The organism is Streptomyces muensis (assembly GCF_021474425.1).
Lineage (GTDB): Bacteria > Actinomycetota > Actinomycetes > Streptomycetales > Streptomycetaceae > Streptomyces > Streptomyces muensis.
Window position 1 is genome coordinate 22,334 of record NZ_JAKEIP010000064.1, and the last position, 14,907, is coordinate 37,240.

Below are 14,907 nucleotides of genomic sequence, written 5' to 3' on the forward strand. Positions count from 1 at the left end.
ACAGGAGTCCTGCTCCGATTCACCACCCCTGGGTCATCACATGGCGCGATCGGCATTCCTATGATGGGCGCACGACACCCGCGGGCCGCTGCGACCAGGCAGTCCGATGCGGTGCAGCTGCGGCGCGATGGTGGAGGGGTCTGATGACTCAGGGGGCCGGTCAGGGACCCGAGGTGGAGCGGACGGCGACGTTGCGCGACTTCCGGGTGCCCGCTTACGTGCACGAGACCGGCCCGTACGCCCACAGCACACACCCGGGCGAGGTCACCCCGCTCGCCGACGAGGCCTACCCGGAGGGTTACACGCCCACCCAGCGAGACCTTCCCGTGATCAATCGCGGCGACACTGTCCAGGTGAACGTCGACCCCGCCTCCCTGTCGGCCCCGCAGCCGGTGGACCGCCCCGGACCGCTGTTCGTCGTCGGCGACGTGCACGGCTATCTCGACGAGCTGGTGGCCGCCCTCCAGGAGAAGGGCCTCATCGACGCGGCGGCGAACTGGTGCGCCGGCACCGCCCGCCTCTGGTTCCTCGGCGACTTCACCGACCGCGGCCCCGACGGCATCGGCGTCATCGACCTCGTGATGCGACTGTCCGCGGAGGCTGCCGCGGCCGGCGGCTACTGCAAGGCCCTGATGGGCAACCACGAGCTGCTGCTGATCGGCGCCAAGCGGTTCGGCGACACCCCCGTCAACTCGGGCGCGGGCACCGCCACTTTCCAGGCCGCCTGGCTGCTCAACGGCGGCCAGAAGACCGACATGGACCGCCTCCAGGACCACCATCTGCAGTGGATGTCCCGGCTGGACGCCATGGAAGAGGTCGACGGCCATCTGCTCGTGCACTCGGACACCACCGCCTATCTCGACTACGGCGACTCGATCGAGGCCGTCAACGACACCGTCCGCGAGACACTCACACGCAACGACGCCGACGAGGTCTGGGATCTCTTCCGCAAGTTCACCAAGCGCTTCTCCTTCCGCGACGAGGGCGGCGCCGACCATGTGCGCTCCCTGCTCGATACGTACGGCGGCACCCGCATCGTTCACGGCCACAGCCCCATTCCCTACCTGAAGGGCGAAGTCGGCTCCGAGGAGGGCGAGGACAGCGGCGGACCCCTGGTCGAAGGGCCGCACGTCTACGCCGAACGCCTCGCCATCGCGATGGACGGCGGCGTGACCATGGCCGGAAAGCTACTGGTCCAGCAACTTCCCCTGGATATCTGAGCGTTCACCGGGCAGACGCCCCCTCATCGCGCAGTGACGGAAGACGGCGCAGGCCAGGGCCCAATTTTGGCAAACCCCCTGTCACCGTGTGCCGTCACCGCTCTACCATCGGCTTATCCGTAGCAGGCTCCCCTCCGTTTCTGCCCGACGGCTCGTTGGCATGCGAGCCCCAAGCCCTACGGAGCATCGGGGGATGCACATGAACAGCGTTCCGCAGCACCTGCACAGCGAGGACCGCCAGGAATACGAGCGGATCCTCGATGAGGCGCTGCGCTCCGCACCACACCGCCCGGAACTGACCGCTGTCGGACAGCGGCTCAACCCCGAACAGCTGCGCACCATGGCGCTGAACGCCACCGCACTCATCACGGCGGCCGCGGCGACCGAGTACCAGCACTATGTGAAGGTCCGCGAGGAACTGCGCCAGCCGGCGCCGTCCACCCCGTCGTCCAACCGTGAGTCCGGCTCCTCCGAGTCGGGCACGAGCGCGATGGGGCTCGCCACCACCATGGGAGAAGTCGCCGAGACGGCCGGGCCCGGCGTGATCGCCGTGCTCGCCGTCCTGGCACCCGTCCTCGCAGGCACCGCCGCGGGGATCTTCCTGCTCGTCGGTTACATCCTGAAGATGTTCGACCCCGAGCCGGCGTTCGCCCAGACGATGCTCACCACCGGATGGGTGTTCGGTGCCGTCGCGGCGGCCGCGATCCTGGTCGCCGCCGTCGGGCTCCTGCTCACCGCCCTGCGCAACCGCCCGGCATTCGACGGCGGCCCGTACGGCGAACTGAGCGAGGAGGTCGCCCGAGCCCGGGAAGCCTGGCGCGAGGCCCTGCTGGAGCGCGGCATCCTGCCCTTCCTGCGGGAGGCACTCGCCGAGCCCGGCGCGGCATCGGTCCTGCACCGCACGCCACCGTCGCCGGCCGGCCGTATCCCGAACCTCGGCTACGACCGCCCGGGTTTCAGCAGCCCGGACGACGGCGGCTCCCGTGGCTCACGGACGGGTTACACCAGCCCGGACTACACGAGCCCGGAGTTCGGAGGGCCGGAACACCAGCCGGAGTAGCCCTTCGGCTTGCGCCCCCGCCGTAGGAGAGTCCCCACGAGGGGACCCGCCTTCGCGACGGAGCCCCGAGGAGACCTCCTCGGGGAGGCGCAAGCCGAACGCCTGGGCCGCACGCCGGACACCGGGGCATGGCGCCCTGGGTCAGGACGTCGACGTCAGTCCGCCATCGGCAGGTACACCCTGTTGCCCGCCGCGGCGAACTCCTTCGACTTCTGAGCCATGCCCTCCTCGATCTCCTGCTGGGACCCGCCGTGTTGGCGGCGGATGTCCTGGGAGATCTTCATCGAGTAGAGCATTAATAGAACCCTCACATGCGCTACGGTCGTTCCATCAGCCCGTTCAACGGACCGAGGGGAAGACGGTGGGCAAGCGGGAAGAGGTCGTCAGCAAGCTGCGGGGTGTGCCTGAGGAGGTGCCGTCCGTCGAGGAAGTACGCGCCATGCTGGCCGCCGACCCACAGTTAAAGTGCGTGGTCTGCTACGCGCGGATCTCGTTCGACGGGCGGGTGAAAGACGCCCACGGGATCGAGGACCAGCACCGGGACATGACCGAGACCGCCCGCAGATTCGGGTGGTTGATCGTCTACCGCTACACGGACAATGACAAGAGCGCCAGCAAGGAGAGCGTCGTTCGCGACGACTTCGAGCAGCTGCTTGCCGACCTTGCGGCGGGGACGACGCCGGAGGGGTACCCGATCCATGGCGTCATGGCCATCAACGACGACCGGCTGTACCGGCGTCCGAGCGACTGGGAGCGGTACCTCAAGGCGTTCACCTCACACGAGGACCGCGTCTACCACGACTCGAACGGCCTCCAGGACCTGTACGCCGAAGGGTTCGAGATCAAGGGACTTGTGGGAGTAGCCATGTCCCTCAGTGAGACGAGGAAGAAGCAGCGGAGGAGCCGCAACAGCCACCGCAGCCGGGCGATCCGTGGGCAGGCTGTATCGGCATGGCGTCCCTTCGGGTGGGAGGACGACAAGGTCACGTTGCGTCAGAAGGAGGCGGATGCGATCCGGAAGGCCGTGCACGACGTGATCGCGGGCGCCTCCATTTCGGAGATCACGCGACGGTGGAAGGAGGCCGAGTTCATCACGAGCCGGGGCAATCCCTTCCAGTACCAGACGGTCAAGCAGGTACTGATGAATGCGCGGTTGTGCGGATACCGCGAGATCAAGGGTGAGCTTGTCCGCGACGGCGACGACCAGCCCATCGTGGGCGAGTGGGGCACGATCATCACTCCGAAGGAGTGGTTCGCGGTCACGGCCAAGATCCGGCAGCGGGGCGGCGGAACCGGGGTGCCACGTGGTGGCTTGGTCCACAAATACCTGCTGACCGGGATCATGCGGTGCGGCCATGTGCGGGAAGACGGCACGGTCTGCAACAACAAGATGACCGGGGTGAAGGCGAACGACTGGCTCACGTACAAGCACGGCTACCTGTGCAAGAAGACCGTGGACGGCGGTTGCAACAAGACCTACAAGCGGGGCGACAAGACAGACAAAGCCATCGAGGAGCTGGTGATCGCGAAGCTGGAGCGCGATGCCGCCACCAAGGCCCAGGAAGTACCGGACTGGGACAAGGCCGATGCGCTGGAACGCGCCGTGAAGAGCCGCAACGAGTTGGAGCGTCGTTGGCACGACGACGAGGACACGGACATCGACGATGAGACGTTCTTCCGCAACCTGCCGGTCCTCGAACGACGGATCAAGGAGCTGCACGCGGAACAGCGAGCACACGAGGCATTGAAGGCAGAGGCCGAGGAGGCCAAGGAAGACGTCAGGAAGTCATGGAAGGCGAAGACGCTCACGCAGAAGCGTGAGGCGATCAAGAAGGTGCTGAGCGCGGTGATCGCATTGCCGGGTGGCAAGGGCAACAAGGAGTTCGACCCCGAACTCCTCAAGCCCGTTTGGCGGACTTCCGGATGAGCTGAAGCCCGAGGATCTCCCCTACGCTCCGAAGCTGCCCGTCGGAGAGTGGGGGAGATTCGCTTAGCTGACGTTCGATCCATGCCTGTATAGCCGCGCTCTCCCTGTCCGCCTTGCTCAACTCCCTCGGGGGTTGGAAGTACCCTGCGCTTTCCTCACGAGGCATACCGCCACCCCTCGGCGATCATCTCTCTTCTGATTTCTCGTAGGGTCGCGAGGTCTTCGGCGATGCCGACCGCGATGTCGGATTCGGCCGGGGAGTGCCCGGAGCCGACGTAGCGCCAGGCGGATTCGGTGGCCGTGTCTTTGTCCTCCAGGGCGAGGAGGCTGCCGCCGTTCTGGTGGTCCGCGCGGACCGTGCGCAGGGCGCCGTATGTGGTGGAGTACTGGCGGGATTTGGTGAGGACGTGGCCCCGGTAGCCGAGGGTGTGAGTCCAGGTGCGCAGGTTCAGCGCTTCCAGTTCGGGCAGGCCGCCCAGGCGCCAGCAGGTTGTCATGAGGGCGCGTAGGTGGGCGTTGACCGGGGCAAGGCGGATGCTGTCGAAGTCTTGGATGCGGTAGTCGATGCCGCCCGCGTCGCCGACGCTCTTGGAGACGTATTTCGCGACGTAGGCCGCAACGGCGCTGTCGATCACCGCTGTTGATTCGGTGAATGCGTCGCTGCGGATCGGGTGTACGTCGAGTTGTTCGCCCCACTTGATGCCCCGTTCACCGGTCGCCGGGGAATACGGGGTGTGCACCTCTACCTGTGCGGCAGCCGACCGTACGGCGTCGGTGAGCAGGTCGGTGGTGGCCCACGGGGGCGGGGGCGAGGAAGGGCCATCGGGTCCGTCGATCCGGATCACCGCGTGAAAGTGGACGGCGCCCCGTTTCTGGTATTCGGCGACCTTCGCGAACGAGACCGTAGCGTGTTCGCGCAGGCGGGTCTGAGTGATTCCTGCGGCGGTCGCCAGATGCCGCCGCAGCATGTGGCAGTAGCGGTTCCACAGGGCGCCGGCCGAGGCGTGCCACAGGGCGTGGCCGGGGTAGTCGTAGCAGTCCCGGCACAGCGGCTGGCCCACCACGGAATCCGTGTCGGTGTGCTTGTGACCGCAGCCGAGGGGCCGCCCGTGTTCGCAGAGCCCGCGCTCCCGGCGGGGACGACAGACGGCGCCGTCGACGGCACGGTGCACGGCGCCGAACGAGGGGGCGGTGAGGGTGACGAAGAGCCGGGGATGACGGCGGACGCCGTCCGCAACGCCCTTGCCGCCCAGGAGGCCGGAGCGGACCAGGTGGAAGGTGTCGCCCGCGTGCAGGTAGGAGCAGGGCTCGCAGCGGCTCTCTCGGCGGTTGCGGCAGCGCACCGGCATCCGGCCGCCAGGTTCATCGGCCGTGTCGTAGTGCCGCAGCACCTCACCTGTCACCGCGTCGTGGGTGGTGGTGTGTCCGGCGAGGTAGATGGGGTGGGCGCAGCCGCCGATGGATTTGATCTGCTCCAGCCAGCGCGGGAAGCCCGGTTCGTGGACGAGCCGGATGAGGTCACGCTCGGTCGGCGAGAGAAGCCGCAGCCGCTCAGCCTCACCAAGGACTGAACGCCGCGCCTCGGTCGACAGCGGATACACGGGCAACCCCCTTTCACGAGGAACAGGCACAACAGCCACCAATCCACCCCAGCCACTCATCCGGATAAGTTGGGCGATCATCGTCACCTGGCCATTGAATTCAGGTCAACCACTTATCCGGATGAGTTGGAGATGATGGGACAGAGGGTCAGCCACTTATCCTCATGAGTGGTCACCCCGCCTGCCCCATCGGTCACCGAACAGGCAACGCGGCCCCCCACCCTCAGAAGGGCACGAGCCATGGCAGTCCGAGAGCACATCGAACGCGCGCCGGCCATGTACATGCAGGTCGCCCAGCGCATCGCCGACGACATTCGGCGAGGGCGCTACCAGCCGGGCGAGTTGCTGCCGTCCGAGGCTCAGATGGTGGCGATGTACGGGATCGGCAAGCACACCGCGCGCTCCGCCGTCGCCGAGCTGCGCCGCATGGGACTGGTCGAGTCCCAGCAGGGCAGGGGCAGCGTCGTGCTGCCGTCCGCAGGAGTCCTGCCCACCACCCGTGTGGATCGATCCATCTTCCGTACGGCGAAGGGGAGTTGGAGCCTGCCGGAGACGATCGAGGCGGAGGCGCCCGCCGTCAGCAGGACCACACTGGACGGACCCCCGGCACTGCTCTTGGGCCAGCAGGACCAGGACGCCATCAGCGTGGACCGCATGCTGCACGACCCGGCCACCGGCGCCCGCATGGCCCACCGTGTTCTGATCCCGCTCGCCACGGCCGCCGACGTGCCCGCACTCGCCGAGCAGCCCGACGCCGAAGTCAGCGCCCTGTACCAACAGCTTGCCGACGCCGGACTCAGCCTTGCGTTCACCGAGCACGTCACCGCCCGCACCCCCTACCCCGACGAGCGCACCGCGTTGGGACTCAGCGACGCCAGCCCCCTACTGATCACCTACCGCGTGACCGCCGACGCGGACCAGGAGCGCCCGCTGTTGTGTGAGGAGTTGAAGGCCCCCGCCGCCGCCTGCCAGTTCGCCTACCCCGTGACGCCGACGAAGGCAGCCTCCCAGCACACCAGCCGCCGCCGATCCCGATCGGAGTAAGTTCTCTTTACTTGTTCCAGGGCGCGCGCTCCGCGCGCGCCGGGCGGCTCTGGCCGCCTCGGCCGGGCATGCGGCCTTCGGCCGGTCCCGTCCGGACGGCCAGCCGCCCAACACACTCCGACCCGCACCCGGCCAAGCAGAGAAGCCCTCCGCCGAATCGTCGTCGGGGAGGCTCGGTTGTCTGCACTGTCGATCACCGGTAGGTGAGCTGCACGACCGACGAGGCCCGCACTCCACCCAGCAGGGCGCCCGCTCCGCTCGCTCACACGGTTGGTTCAGGAGGGGTGCCAGCGCCGCTCACGATGGCACACAGCACTGTGACGAACCCGGTTGAGGCCGGTGGTACCAGGGACGCTACAGCGCGCCCCTGGACCCCGCCCAGGCGTGGCAACTTCACGCGCGAATGCGGGTTTCGTCGTGGTCCATGTCCGTGCGCGCGTGAGGTCACCACGCACGTGACCAGCACCTTTCCCCCGTCAAGGGGTACTGATCCGGCCTCTCTCCGTGCGCCGGCCGCCCCGCCTAGGGCGACTACTGCCGCTTCCTGGTAAGCCACGCGAGCAATCCGGCGTTCTCCGCCAGGAACCTGCGGCGGTACGCCTCCACCTTGGGGTCACTCACGTTCCATGAGTGTTCGTGAGGGTGGTCCAGGTAGAGATAGCACGCGTCGCCGTCCGGTCCGCCCTCAATCTCACAGTGCGTCAGCGACTCGAACCGTATCGCGCCGTCCGGCGTCCAGCGCGCCCACAACGCTTCTGTCGGCTTGTGCTCCCAGTCCCACACGAAAGCGGCGTGTTCACCCTCATGCCAGAGACCGAGTTCGCACCGGACCATGTCGGGGGCGTCGTTAAGGGCATAGCTGGTGACACGGCCCTGTCCGGCGAGGATAGCGAAGGTCAGATCGGTGATCGGCACTTCGGCCGTGGCCGTGCACTGTCGCATCAGCCGTCTCGCATCACGCGGGCGTGATCGGCCACGACAACGCCGTCCGGGGCCATCCGGACGTGCGCAGGTGACGCCATCAGATGCGCCGCGACCCTCTGCACCACATCAGCGTTCCACGTCCCCATGGCCACCATCGGACGGCCGTCCGGCGCCACACGCGGAACCAGCCAGCCAAGATCCCGCCTCGGCATCCCGATCGCCAGCAAGGCTTGGACCAACGCCTCATGCGCGTCAGCAGCAGCCTTCTTGCTGCTCCTGTAGACCTCCATCGGGATCACCGCCCCTCCTCCTTCGGGGCGCACGCCGTGTGCCAGTAGGCCACGACCGGAGACGAGCCCCGGCAGGACAGCATCCCCCGGCGACAACTCTCCAGGCTCTTGATCGACTTCCCGCACGCCGGGCACGTCTCGCCCTTGGGCGCGTACGTCGTGTACTCCCACTGCCTGCCGTCGGTGTCCGTCTTGGTCATGCGCTCACTCCGTTTCGGTGCCTGTCTGTGAGCAGACCAACACAAGAGCCCTCAGGTTTGCTGTACTTGAATCGCAATGTTCAAGTGCCGCTAGCTACAACACACTTGGTCAGAGGGCTAATCGAGAGGTCAAGCACATGAGTGAGGCATCAGAACCCGAGAACTTGAATCCGCTCAAGAGCTTCGGGCTCGACGTCCGCGAGGTACGCACGTCGCACGCCATGAGCCAGAAGGGGTTAGGGCAGGCTACGGGCTACTCCGAGAGCTACGTCAGCAAGGTAGAGAAGGGCTCAGTCGTGCCGAGCGAGCGGTTCGCCAACGGCTGTGACCGGACCTTCAGGACGGGCAATCTGTTCACTCGCCAGCTTGAGCGGCTGCTCAAGGGGGATCACCCTTCTTGGTTCGAGCCCTATCTAGACCTGGAGCGACGGGCGTCCCAGATCCTCGACTACTCAAACGCCCTGGTGATGGGGATGTTGCAGACTCACGCCTACGCGACGGCAGTCTTCCGGGCATCGCACCCCCGCTTGAACCCCGACTCGATCAAAGGGAAGGTTGAGACGCGCATGCGTCGGCGAGACGTGATGGAACGGGAAGCCCCTCCCCTGCTGTGGGTGGTCCTGCACGAGACGGTCTTGCGCACCGTCGTAGGCGGCCCGGAGGTCATGCGGGGCCAGCTACGCAGCCTCCTGGCCGACGCCAAGTCACCGCACGTCACGGTCCAAGTGCTTCCGTTCAAGGCAGGTGCCCCGGCTTCCGGCCTGACGTTTAATCTGTTCACACCACAAGGTGGCGGCCCAACCGCCATGTACTCAGAGGCTCGTGGACTGGGGTATGTGAGCGACTCGGTAACCGCCGTGGCGGAAGCGCAAACCGCGTACGACCACATCAGAGCGGCGGCATTGTCGCCGGATGACTCACTGATCATGATCCGCGAAACCATGGAGGGATACACCTCATGAGCAGCATCGACCCGACCGGCGCGGAGTGGGTCAAGTCCAGCTACAGCGACGGCCAGGGCGGACAGTGCGTCGAGTGGTTGCCGTCGCACGCGATGACTCACGGTGTCGTCCCCGTGAGGGACAGCAAGAACCCGCACGGCCTCACTCTCACGTTCTCCGGGGACGGCTGGTCATCCTTCGTCTCCTCGATCAGGGGCGAAGAGTTCCCCACCATCTGACCTCCCATGAAGGCGGCCGTCTCCTGTCAAGAAGCCAGAGAGGCGGCCGTCTTCATGTCCATCGAGTAGCTGGTGCGTCAGTCCGCCATCGGCAGGTACACCCGGTTCCCGCTCGCCGCGAACTCCTTCGACTTCTGGAGCATCCCCTCGGCGACCTCCTCGGCCGTCGCCCCCGCAGCCGCCGTACCGCCGAACTGCTTTGTGATGGATTGGCTAATCTTCATCGAGCAGAACTTCGGCCCGCACATCGAGCAGAAGTGAGCCGTCTTGGCGGGCTCGGCCGGCAGCGTCTCGTCGTGGAACTCCCGTGCCGTGTCCGGGTCGAGCGCCAGGTTGAACTGGTCTTCCCAGCGGAACTCGAAGCGGGCGTCGGACAGCGCGTCGTCCCATTCCTGTGCGCCGGGGTGCCCCTTGGCGAGATCGGCCGCGTGGGCGGCGATCTTGTAGGTGATGACGCCGGTCTTGACGTCGTCCCGGTTGGGCAGGCCCAGGTGCTCCTTAGGCGTGACGTAGCAGAGCATGGCCGTGCCCCACCAGGCGATCATCGCGGCACCGATGCCGGAGGTGATGTGGTCGTAGGCCGGAGCGACGTCGGTCGTCAGCGGGCCGAGGGTATAGAACGGAGCTTCATCGCAGATCTCCTGCTGAAGGTCGATGTTCTCCTTGATCTTGTGCATCGGGACGTGTCCCGGGCCCTCGATCATGGTCTGTACGTTGAAACGCTTGGCGATCGTGTTGAGTTCCCCGAGCGTCCTCAACTCCGCGAACTGCGCCTCGTCGTTGGCGTCCGCGATCGAACCGGGCCGAAGGCCGTCGCCGAGCGAGTACGTGACGTCGTACGCGGCGAGGATCTCGCACAGCTCCTCGAAGTTCTCGTACAGGAAGCTCTCCTTGTGGTGCGCCAGGCACCACGCCGCCATGATCGAGCCGCCGCGCGAGACGATGCCGGTCTTGCGGTTGGCCGTGAGCGGGACGTACGGCAGGCGCACGCCGGCGTGGACCGTCATGTAGTCCACGCCCTGCTCGGCCTGTTCGATGACCGTGTCCTTGTAGATCTCCCAGGTCAGCTCCTCGGCGCGGCCGTCGACCTTCTCCAGCGCCTGGTAGAGCGGCACCGTGCCGATGGGGACGGGGGAGTTGCGCAGCACCCACTCACGGGTGGTGTGGATGTTGCGGCCGGTGGACAGGTCCATGACCGTGTCGGCGCCCCAGCGGGTCGCCCAGGTCATCTTCTCGACCTCCTCCTCGATGGAGGAGGTGACCGCGGAGTTGCCGATGTTGGCGTTGACCTTCACCAGGAACCGCTTGCCGATGATCATCGGCTCGATCTCCGGGTGGTTGACGTTGGCCGGCAGCACGGCCCGGCCCGCGGCGATCTCCTCGCGGACCACTTCAGGAGAGACGTTCTCCCGGATGGCCACGTACTCCATCTCCGGGGTGATCTCACCACGGCGGGCGTAGGCGAGCTGTGTCACCGCCTCACCGTCGCGACTGCGGCGGGGCTGACGCGGCCGTCCAGGGAAGACCGCGTCGAGGTTGCGCAGGCCGCCACGTGGCGAGGTGTGCTTGATCCCGTCGTCCTCGGGACGGACGGGACGGCCCGCGTACTCCGCGGTGTCACCGCGGGCGATGATCCAGTTCTCCCGGAGCGGGGGCAGCCCCCTGCGGACATCGGTATCGGCGAGTGGATCGGTGTACGGGCCGGAGGTGTCGTACAGGGTGACCGACTGCCCGTTGGTGAGGTGCACCTGGCGGACCGGCACCCGCAGATCGGGGCGTGAGCCCTCGACATACGCCTTGTGCCAGCCGATGGACTTCCCGGCCTCCTCGGACTTGTCGTCCTGAACGGAGGCAGGCGTGCGCGCGTCCTTGATGGTCATAAGACCTACTCCCTACGCCGGCATTACCCGGTAACAGGTTCGGCGGTCGACGCAGCGGCTTCCGTCTGCCGACGTTTCGTGGGGAACGTCACTCTCTGCGGATGACGTTCCACGTGAAACATCGCTGGGACGGAGGTCAGCGCCCTCTCAGCCCGGTGCTCCGAGCTCCCGCGTGTACAAAGGTGGCACCACGCTAGCGTCAATTCGGGCGCGGTGAACAGAGGGCCCCCGTCGTTCTTGCGATGATCGGTCGGTGACCACGACGCATGAACCTCCGTACCCACCGCCCGAGCCGCGGCGCGGCTCCGGCTCCGGAAACGGCCCCGTGCGGGGCAACGGCCGTACGGACGGCCGGGGTTCGGGCGTGCCCGAAGGCAGATACGACGGTGGGTACGGCCGTGCTGCCGGCCACGATGATCACCCGGCTGGAGCCGGGGGGTGGCACGAACACACCACCGGGCCCGGTGGGACGGGTGAGCGCGAAGGCGGGGCCGGTGACTGGGCCCAGCGCGGGCCCGGGCGACAAGGGATGTCTGCGCCCGGGGGCGGCGTCGGTGGCGGGAGAGAGCAGCGACCCGGCTCCGGCAGCCCGTACGACCACGGCGCCCATGCCGGTGGCTCGGCAGGGCAGGGGCACGGCCCGGGCGACCGGTCCGGCCACGACGCCGGTGGTGGCCAAGGTCACGGCCCCGGATCCGGCGGACGGCAGGGAGGCGGCGAGGGCGACGGACATGGGCATGGGCACTCGCACAGTCACGCCCACGGCCCGGCGGCACCCGTCTCCCGGCATCTGCGCAAGGTCATCGCGGCGGTCCTGATCCCGTTCGCCGCGGCGGTCGTGGTGGGGCTGGCGGTGCTGTGGCCGGGCGGTGCCCCGCCACACGAGCGCACCGGCGTCGGCTTCGACCGGCAGACACAGCAGGCCACGGTCACCAAGGTGGTCGAGCTGAGCTGCAAGGACGTCAACGCCTCGGGGGTGCCCCCGACCGGCGACACCTCCACCGCCGAGGGCTCCTCCGCCGTGCAGCAGGAGAGCGGCACCTGCAAGAAGGCGACGATCCGCGTCGACACGGGCAAGGACAAGGGCCGTACGTTCACGGAGATCGTGCAGCCCGACCAGTCACGCCAGCTGCACGAGGGCCAGAAGGTCGTGGTCGCGTACGAGCCCTCCGCGCCGAAGGATCTGCAGTACTCGGTCACCGACGTGAACCGAAAGTTCCCGATGGCGCTGCTCGCCGGCATCTTCGCGCTGGCGGTCGTGGTGGTGGGTCGGATGCGCGGTGTCATGGCGCTGGTCGCCCTGGCCATCAGCTTCCTCGTACTGACCTTCTTCATCCTGCCGGCGATCCTTCAGGGCTCGAACCCGCTGGTCGTGGCGGTGGTGGGGGCGAGCGCCATCATGCTGATCGCCCTCTATCTGTGCCACGGCCTGTCGGCCCGTACCTCGGTGGCGGTGCTCGGCACGCTGCTCTCGCTGCTGCTGATCGGCCTTCTCGGCTCGGGGTTCATCGACTGGGCGGCGCTCACCGGCAACACCGACGACAACACCGGCCTGATCCACGGGCTCTATCCGTCGATCGACATGAGCGGTCTGCTGCTCGCCGGCGTCATCATCGGTTCGCTCGGTGTCCTCGACGATGTGACGGTCACCCAGACGTCCGCGGTCTGGGAGCTGCACGAGGCCAACCCGACCATGGGCTGGCGCGGGCTGTACCGGGCGGGTATCCGCATCGGCCGTGACCACATCGCCTCCGTCGTCAACACCCTCGTCCTCGCCTACGCGGGTGCCGCGCTGCCGCTGCTGCTGCTCTTCTCGATCGCGCAGAGCGGTGTCGGGACGGTCGCCAACAGTGAGTTGGTGGCGGAGGAGATCGTGCGCACGCTGGTGGGCTCCATCGGCCTGGTCGCGTCGGTGCCGGTCACCACGGCCCTCGCGGCCCTGGTGGTCTCGGCCGACCGGCCGGAGAACGGGGCTGCCCCGACGGGCGCCAAGCCGGTCCCGGCAGGAGCGCCGTCCGCCTCGGCAGGAGCACAGCCGGCTGCGGGGCGCGGTGGGCGGGGGCGTCGGCGCAAGCGGTGACGGGCCAAGGGCGGCCTTCGAGCCGGGGCTACCGCTCCGCCCGTCCGGCGGAGCGTGAAGCACACCCGGCGGTAGGGAAGCGCTCCCACGCGCCCCTTGCGCGCCCGCTGAAGCGTTACGCCACCCCACCTCGGCTGCCGTAACGCTTCAGCCCGCGCTCTGTTCCTCGGCCAGGATGCGGTCCAGGGCCTCGTCGAGGTGGGCGTCGAAGTCGGCGAGCGCGCCCTCCTGACCGAGCGGCACCAGCTTGTCGGTGCGGTCGAGGAAGGCCACGAGCGGCGCCACCGAGGAGCGGAACAGCGCCTGGTCGGCACCGACCTGAAGCCGGATCAACACATCGCCCAGTGTCTCGGAACCGGCCGGCGAGACACGTACATCTCCCTCCCCGCACGGCCTGCCCACCCCGTCGACCAGCAGCTCCCGGCCGAATGCCCAGGTCACCGGGGCATCGCCGGGCAGGTGGAAGGTCAGCCGTACGGCATAGGGATCACAGGTCTCGTAGCGCAACTCCACCGGGATGCGGAAAGAGAGCTCCTCGGACACGAGAAAGCTCATCATGACCTCTGCCTCTACGGACTCGCGCATCGCCTACCCCGTCGTTTGCCGTCGACTGGCCGGCCGGGAGAGACCCCGACACTGGTGGAATCTTGCTGAACGTACACGAGAGATCACAAGGAGTGAGTTTTCAGATACTGATAGAGATCGCGAGTGACCCCAGGAGCCGCCCGATCTCCTCCTGCAGCTGCCGCGCCGCCGACAGCAGCCGGTCGGCCTGATGGGCGGGCAGGGAAATGGCCATCGTCGCGGCCGTGGTACCGACCGTGATCGGAATCGCCGCGCACACCGTGCCCAGCGCGTACTCCTGACGCTCGGTCACCGGCTCCATCCGACGGGTCCGCTCGAGGCGTCGCAGCAGGGTACGGCTGTCGCGCACGGTGTACGGGGTGATGGCCTGCACAGGATGGCGGTCGAGGTGGTCGCGGCGGGCCTCGTCGTCCAGCTGGGACAGCAGACACTGACCGATGGCGTGCGCATGGCCGGTCTCCCGGAAGTCGGCCCATTCCTCCACCGCGGGATTGCCCGGGGTGTCCGAGACGCACATGACCTCGATCTCGCCGTCGCGGTACTGGGCGTAGTAAACGGGGACACCGATGACATCACGCCATTGGGCGAGCGCGTCGGCAACCGTGCTGCGACGTTTCTGCTGGGCCGCGCTGCTGCTCAGCCGTACAGCTGCCTCCCCGAGGAAGAACAGCCCCTTGTCGCGGTGCAGATAGCCTTCGTGCACCAGCGTGCGCAACAGGTGGTAGGCGGTGGGCAGCGCCAGGCCCGTCTCGCGGGCGAGCTGCTTGGCGGGAGCGCCGTACTCGTGGTCGGCGACACATTCCAGCAGGCGCATCGCACGCTGGACGGATCCGATGAGTGTCGCGGACTGCGGCTGCTCGGTGGGGGTCGGAGAAACCTGTCGGGGGACCTGGGGCACGGCGGAACGCGGTTGCCC

Annotated in this window: 15 protein-coding genes; 7 read left to right on the forward strand and 8 right to left on the reverse strand. The window is 67.6% G+C overall.

Annotated elements, in window-relative coordinates; genetic code table 11:
- Positions 1 to 143: 143 nt before the first annotated feature.
- Together L0P92_RS17720 and L0P92_RS17725 are read left to right on the forward strand one after the other, a co-directional pair.
- Positions 144 to 1,220: a metallophosphoesterase gene (locus L0P92_RS17720; protein ID WP_234763701.1), complete on the forward strand. Its 1,077-nt coding sequence runs from the start codon at positions 144 to 146 to the stop codon at positions 1,218 to 1,220.
- Positions 1,221 to 1,413: 193 nt separating this feature from the next.
- Entirely contained in the window at positions 1,414 to 2,280 is an 867-nt protein-coding gene (locus L0P92_RS17725) for a hypothetical protein (RefSeq protein WP_234763702.1), read from the forward strand.
- Between the two features lie 155 nt (positions 2,281 to 2,435).
- On the opposite strand, the gene L0P92_RS45250 is transcribed toward L0P92_RS17725, so the two are convergent.
- Positions 2,436 to 2,564: a hypothetical protein gene (locus L0P92_RS45250; protein ID WP_273634056.1), complete on the reverse strand. Its 129-nt coding sequence runs from the start codon at positions 2,562 to 2,564 to the stop codon at positions 2,436 to 2,438.
- Between the two features lie 77 nt (positions 2,565 to 2,641).
- Here L0P92_RS45250 and L0P92_RS17730 point away from each other — a divergent pair, with 77 nt between their 5' ends.
- Positions 2,642 to 4,207, forward strand: coding sequence for a recombinase family protein (locus L0P92_RS17730; RefSeq protein WP_234763703.1), 1,566 nt, complete (start codon positions 2,642 to 2,644; stop codon positions 4,205 to 4,207).
- A gap of 155 nt (positions 4,208 to 4,362) precedes the next feature.
- Here L0P92_RS17730 and L0P92_RS17735 read toward each other — a convergent pair whose 3' ends face one another.
- Positions 4,363 to 5,808 carry a replication initiator gene (locus tag L0P92_RS17735; protein ID WP_234763704.1) on the reverse strand — a complete coding sequence of 482 codons (1,446 nt, stop codon included), beginning with the start codon at positions 5,806 to 5,808 and terminating at the stop codon, positions 4,363 to 4,365.
- 240 nt (positions 5,809 to 6,048) lie between these two features.
- Between L0P92_RS17735 and L0P92_RS17740 the strand changes: the two genes are divergently transcribed.
- Positions 6,049 to 6,852 (forward strand): GntR family transcriptional regulator, encoded by an 804-nt coding sequence (locus L0P92_RS17740; protein WP_234763705.1) that lies wholly within the window; start codon positions 6,049 to 6,051, stop codon positions 6,850 to 6,852.
- Positions 6,853 to 7,383: 531 nt separating this feature from the next.
- Here L0P92_RS17740 and L0P92_RS17745 read toward each other — a convergent pair.
- Genes L0P92_RS17745 through L0P92_RS17755 form a run of 3 tightly spaced genes read right to left on the reverse strand, consistent with a single transcriptional unit; the run spans position 7,384 to position 8,266 of the window.
- Complete coding sequence (locus tag L0P92_RS17745; RefSeq protein ID WP_234763706.1) at positions 7,384 to 7,767, reverse strand: hypothetical protein; 384 nt, start codon at positions 7,765 to 7,767, stop codon at positions 7,384 to 7,386.
- Between the two features lie 26 nt (positions 7,768 to 7,793).
- A complete protein-coding gene (locus L0P92_RS17750) occupies positions 7,794 to 8,075 on the reverse strand; it encodes a hypothetical protein (RefSeq protein WP_234763707.1) in 282 nt (93 codons plus the stop codon).
- Entirely contained in the window at positions 8,072 to 8,266 is a 195-nt protein-coding gene (locus L0P92_RS17755; protein ID WP_234763708.1) for a hypothetical protein, read from the reverse strand. The genes L0P92_RS17750 and L0P92_RS17755 overlap by 4 nt, the downstream gene beginning before the upstream one ends.
- A 137-nt stretch (positions 8,267 to 8,403) precedes the next feature.
- Here L0P92_RS17755 and L0P92_RS17760 point away from each other — a divergent pair, with 137 nt between their 5' ends.
- Together L0P92_RS17760 and L0P92_RS17765 are read left to right on the forward strand one after the other, a co-directional pair.
- Complete coding sequence (locus L0P92_RS17760; protein ID WP_234763709.1) at positions 8,404 to 9,228, forward strand: helix-turn-helix domain-containing protein; 825 nt, start codon at positions 8,404 to 8,406, stop codon at positions 9,226 to 9,228.
- Complete coding sequence (locus tag L0P92_RS17765) at positions 9,225 to 9,446, forward strand: DUF397 domain-containing protein (RefSeq protein WP_234763710.1); 222 nt, start codon at positions 9,225 to 9,227, stop codon at positions 9,444 to 9,446. Before L0P92_RS17760 ends, L0P92_RS17765 begins: the two co-directional genes overlap by 4 nt.
- Before the next feature lie 77 nt (positions 9,447 to 9,523).
- Here the strand turns inward: L0P92_RS17765 and thiC are convergent, their stop codons facing one another.
- Positions 9,524 to 11,326, reverse strand: a complete 1,803-nt coding sequence (thiC, locus tag L0P92_RS17770; protein ID WP_234763711.1) for a phosphomethylpyrimidine synthase ThiC — start codon at positions 11,324 to 11,326, stop codon at positions 9,524 to 9,526.
- 529 nt (positions 11,327 to 11,855) lie between these two features.
- Between thiC and L0P92_RS17775 the strand changes: the two genes are divergently transcribed.
- Complete coding sequence (locus tag L0P92_RS17775; RefSeq protein ID WP_234763712.1) at positions 11,856 to 13,406, forward strand: YibE/F family protein; 1,551 nt, start codon at positions 11,856 to 11,858, stop codon at positions 13,404 to 13,406.
- Between the two features lie 147 nt (positions 13,407 to 13,553).
- Here L0P92_RS17775 and L0P92_RS17780 read toward each other — a convergent pair whose 3' ends face one another.
- Positions 13,554 to 13,991, reverse strand: coding sequence for an SsgA family sporulation/cell division regulator (locus L0P92_RS17780; RefSeq protein WP_030048438.1), 438 nt, complete (start codon positions 13,989 to 13,991; stop codon positions 13,554 to 13,556).
- A gap of 100 nt (positions 13,992 to 14,091) precedes the next feature.
- The gene (locus L0P92_RS17785) at positions 14,092 to 14,889 is read right to left on the reverse strand and encodes an IclR family transcriptional regulator (protein ID WP_234763716.1); all 798 of its coding nucleotides are present in this window, start codon (positions 14,887 to 14,889) and stop codon (positions 14,092 to 14,094) included.
- Positions 14,890 to 14,907: the final 18 nt, after the last annotated feature.

Excerpts from the sequence above, each read along its gene's own strand:
- L0P92_RS17760 (WP_234763709.1), top strand. The coding sequence starts at position 8,404 with ATGAGTGAGGCATCAGAACCCGAGAACTTGAATCCGCTCAAGAGCTTC.
- L0P92_RS45250 (WP_273634056.1), bottom strand. The coding sequence starts at position 2,564 with ATGAAGATCTCCCAGGACATCCGCCGCCAACACGGCGGGTCCCAGCAG.
- L0P92_RS17765 (WP_234763710.1), top strand. The coding sequence starts at position 9,225 with ATGAGCAGCATCGACCCGACCGGCGCGGAGTGGGTCAAGTCCAGCTAC.
- thiC (WP_234763711.1), bottom strand. The coding sequence starts at position 11,326 with ATGACCATCAAGGACGCGCGCACGCCTGCCTCCGTTCAGGACGACAAG.
- L0P92_RS17740 (WP_234763705.1), top strand. The coding sequence starts at position 6,049 with ATGGCAGTCCGAGAGCACATCGAACGCGCGCCGGCCATGTACATGCAG.
- L0P92_RS17725 (WP_234763702.1), top strand. The coding sequence starts at position 1,414 with ATGCACATGAACAGCGTTCCGCAGCACCTGCACAGCGAGGACCGCCAG.
- L0P92_RS17720 (WP_234763701.1), top strand. The coding sequence starts at position 144 with ATGACTCAGGGGGCCGGTCAGGGACCCGAGGTGGAGCGGACGGCGACG.
- L0P92_RS17775 (WP_234763712.1), top strand. The coding sequence starts at position 11,856 with ATGTCTGCGCCCGGGGGCGGCGTCGGTGGCGGGAGAGAGCAGCGACCC.
- L0P92_RS17780 (WP_030048438.1), bottom strand. The coding sequence starts at position 13,991 with ATGCGCGAGTCCGTAGAGGCAGAGGTCATGATGAGCTTTCTCGTGTCC.
- L0P92_RS17755 (WP_234763708.1), bottom strand. The coding sequence starts at position 8,266 with ATGACCAAGACGGACACCGACGGCAGGCAGTGGGAGTACACGACGTAC.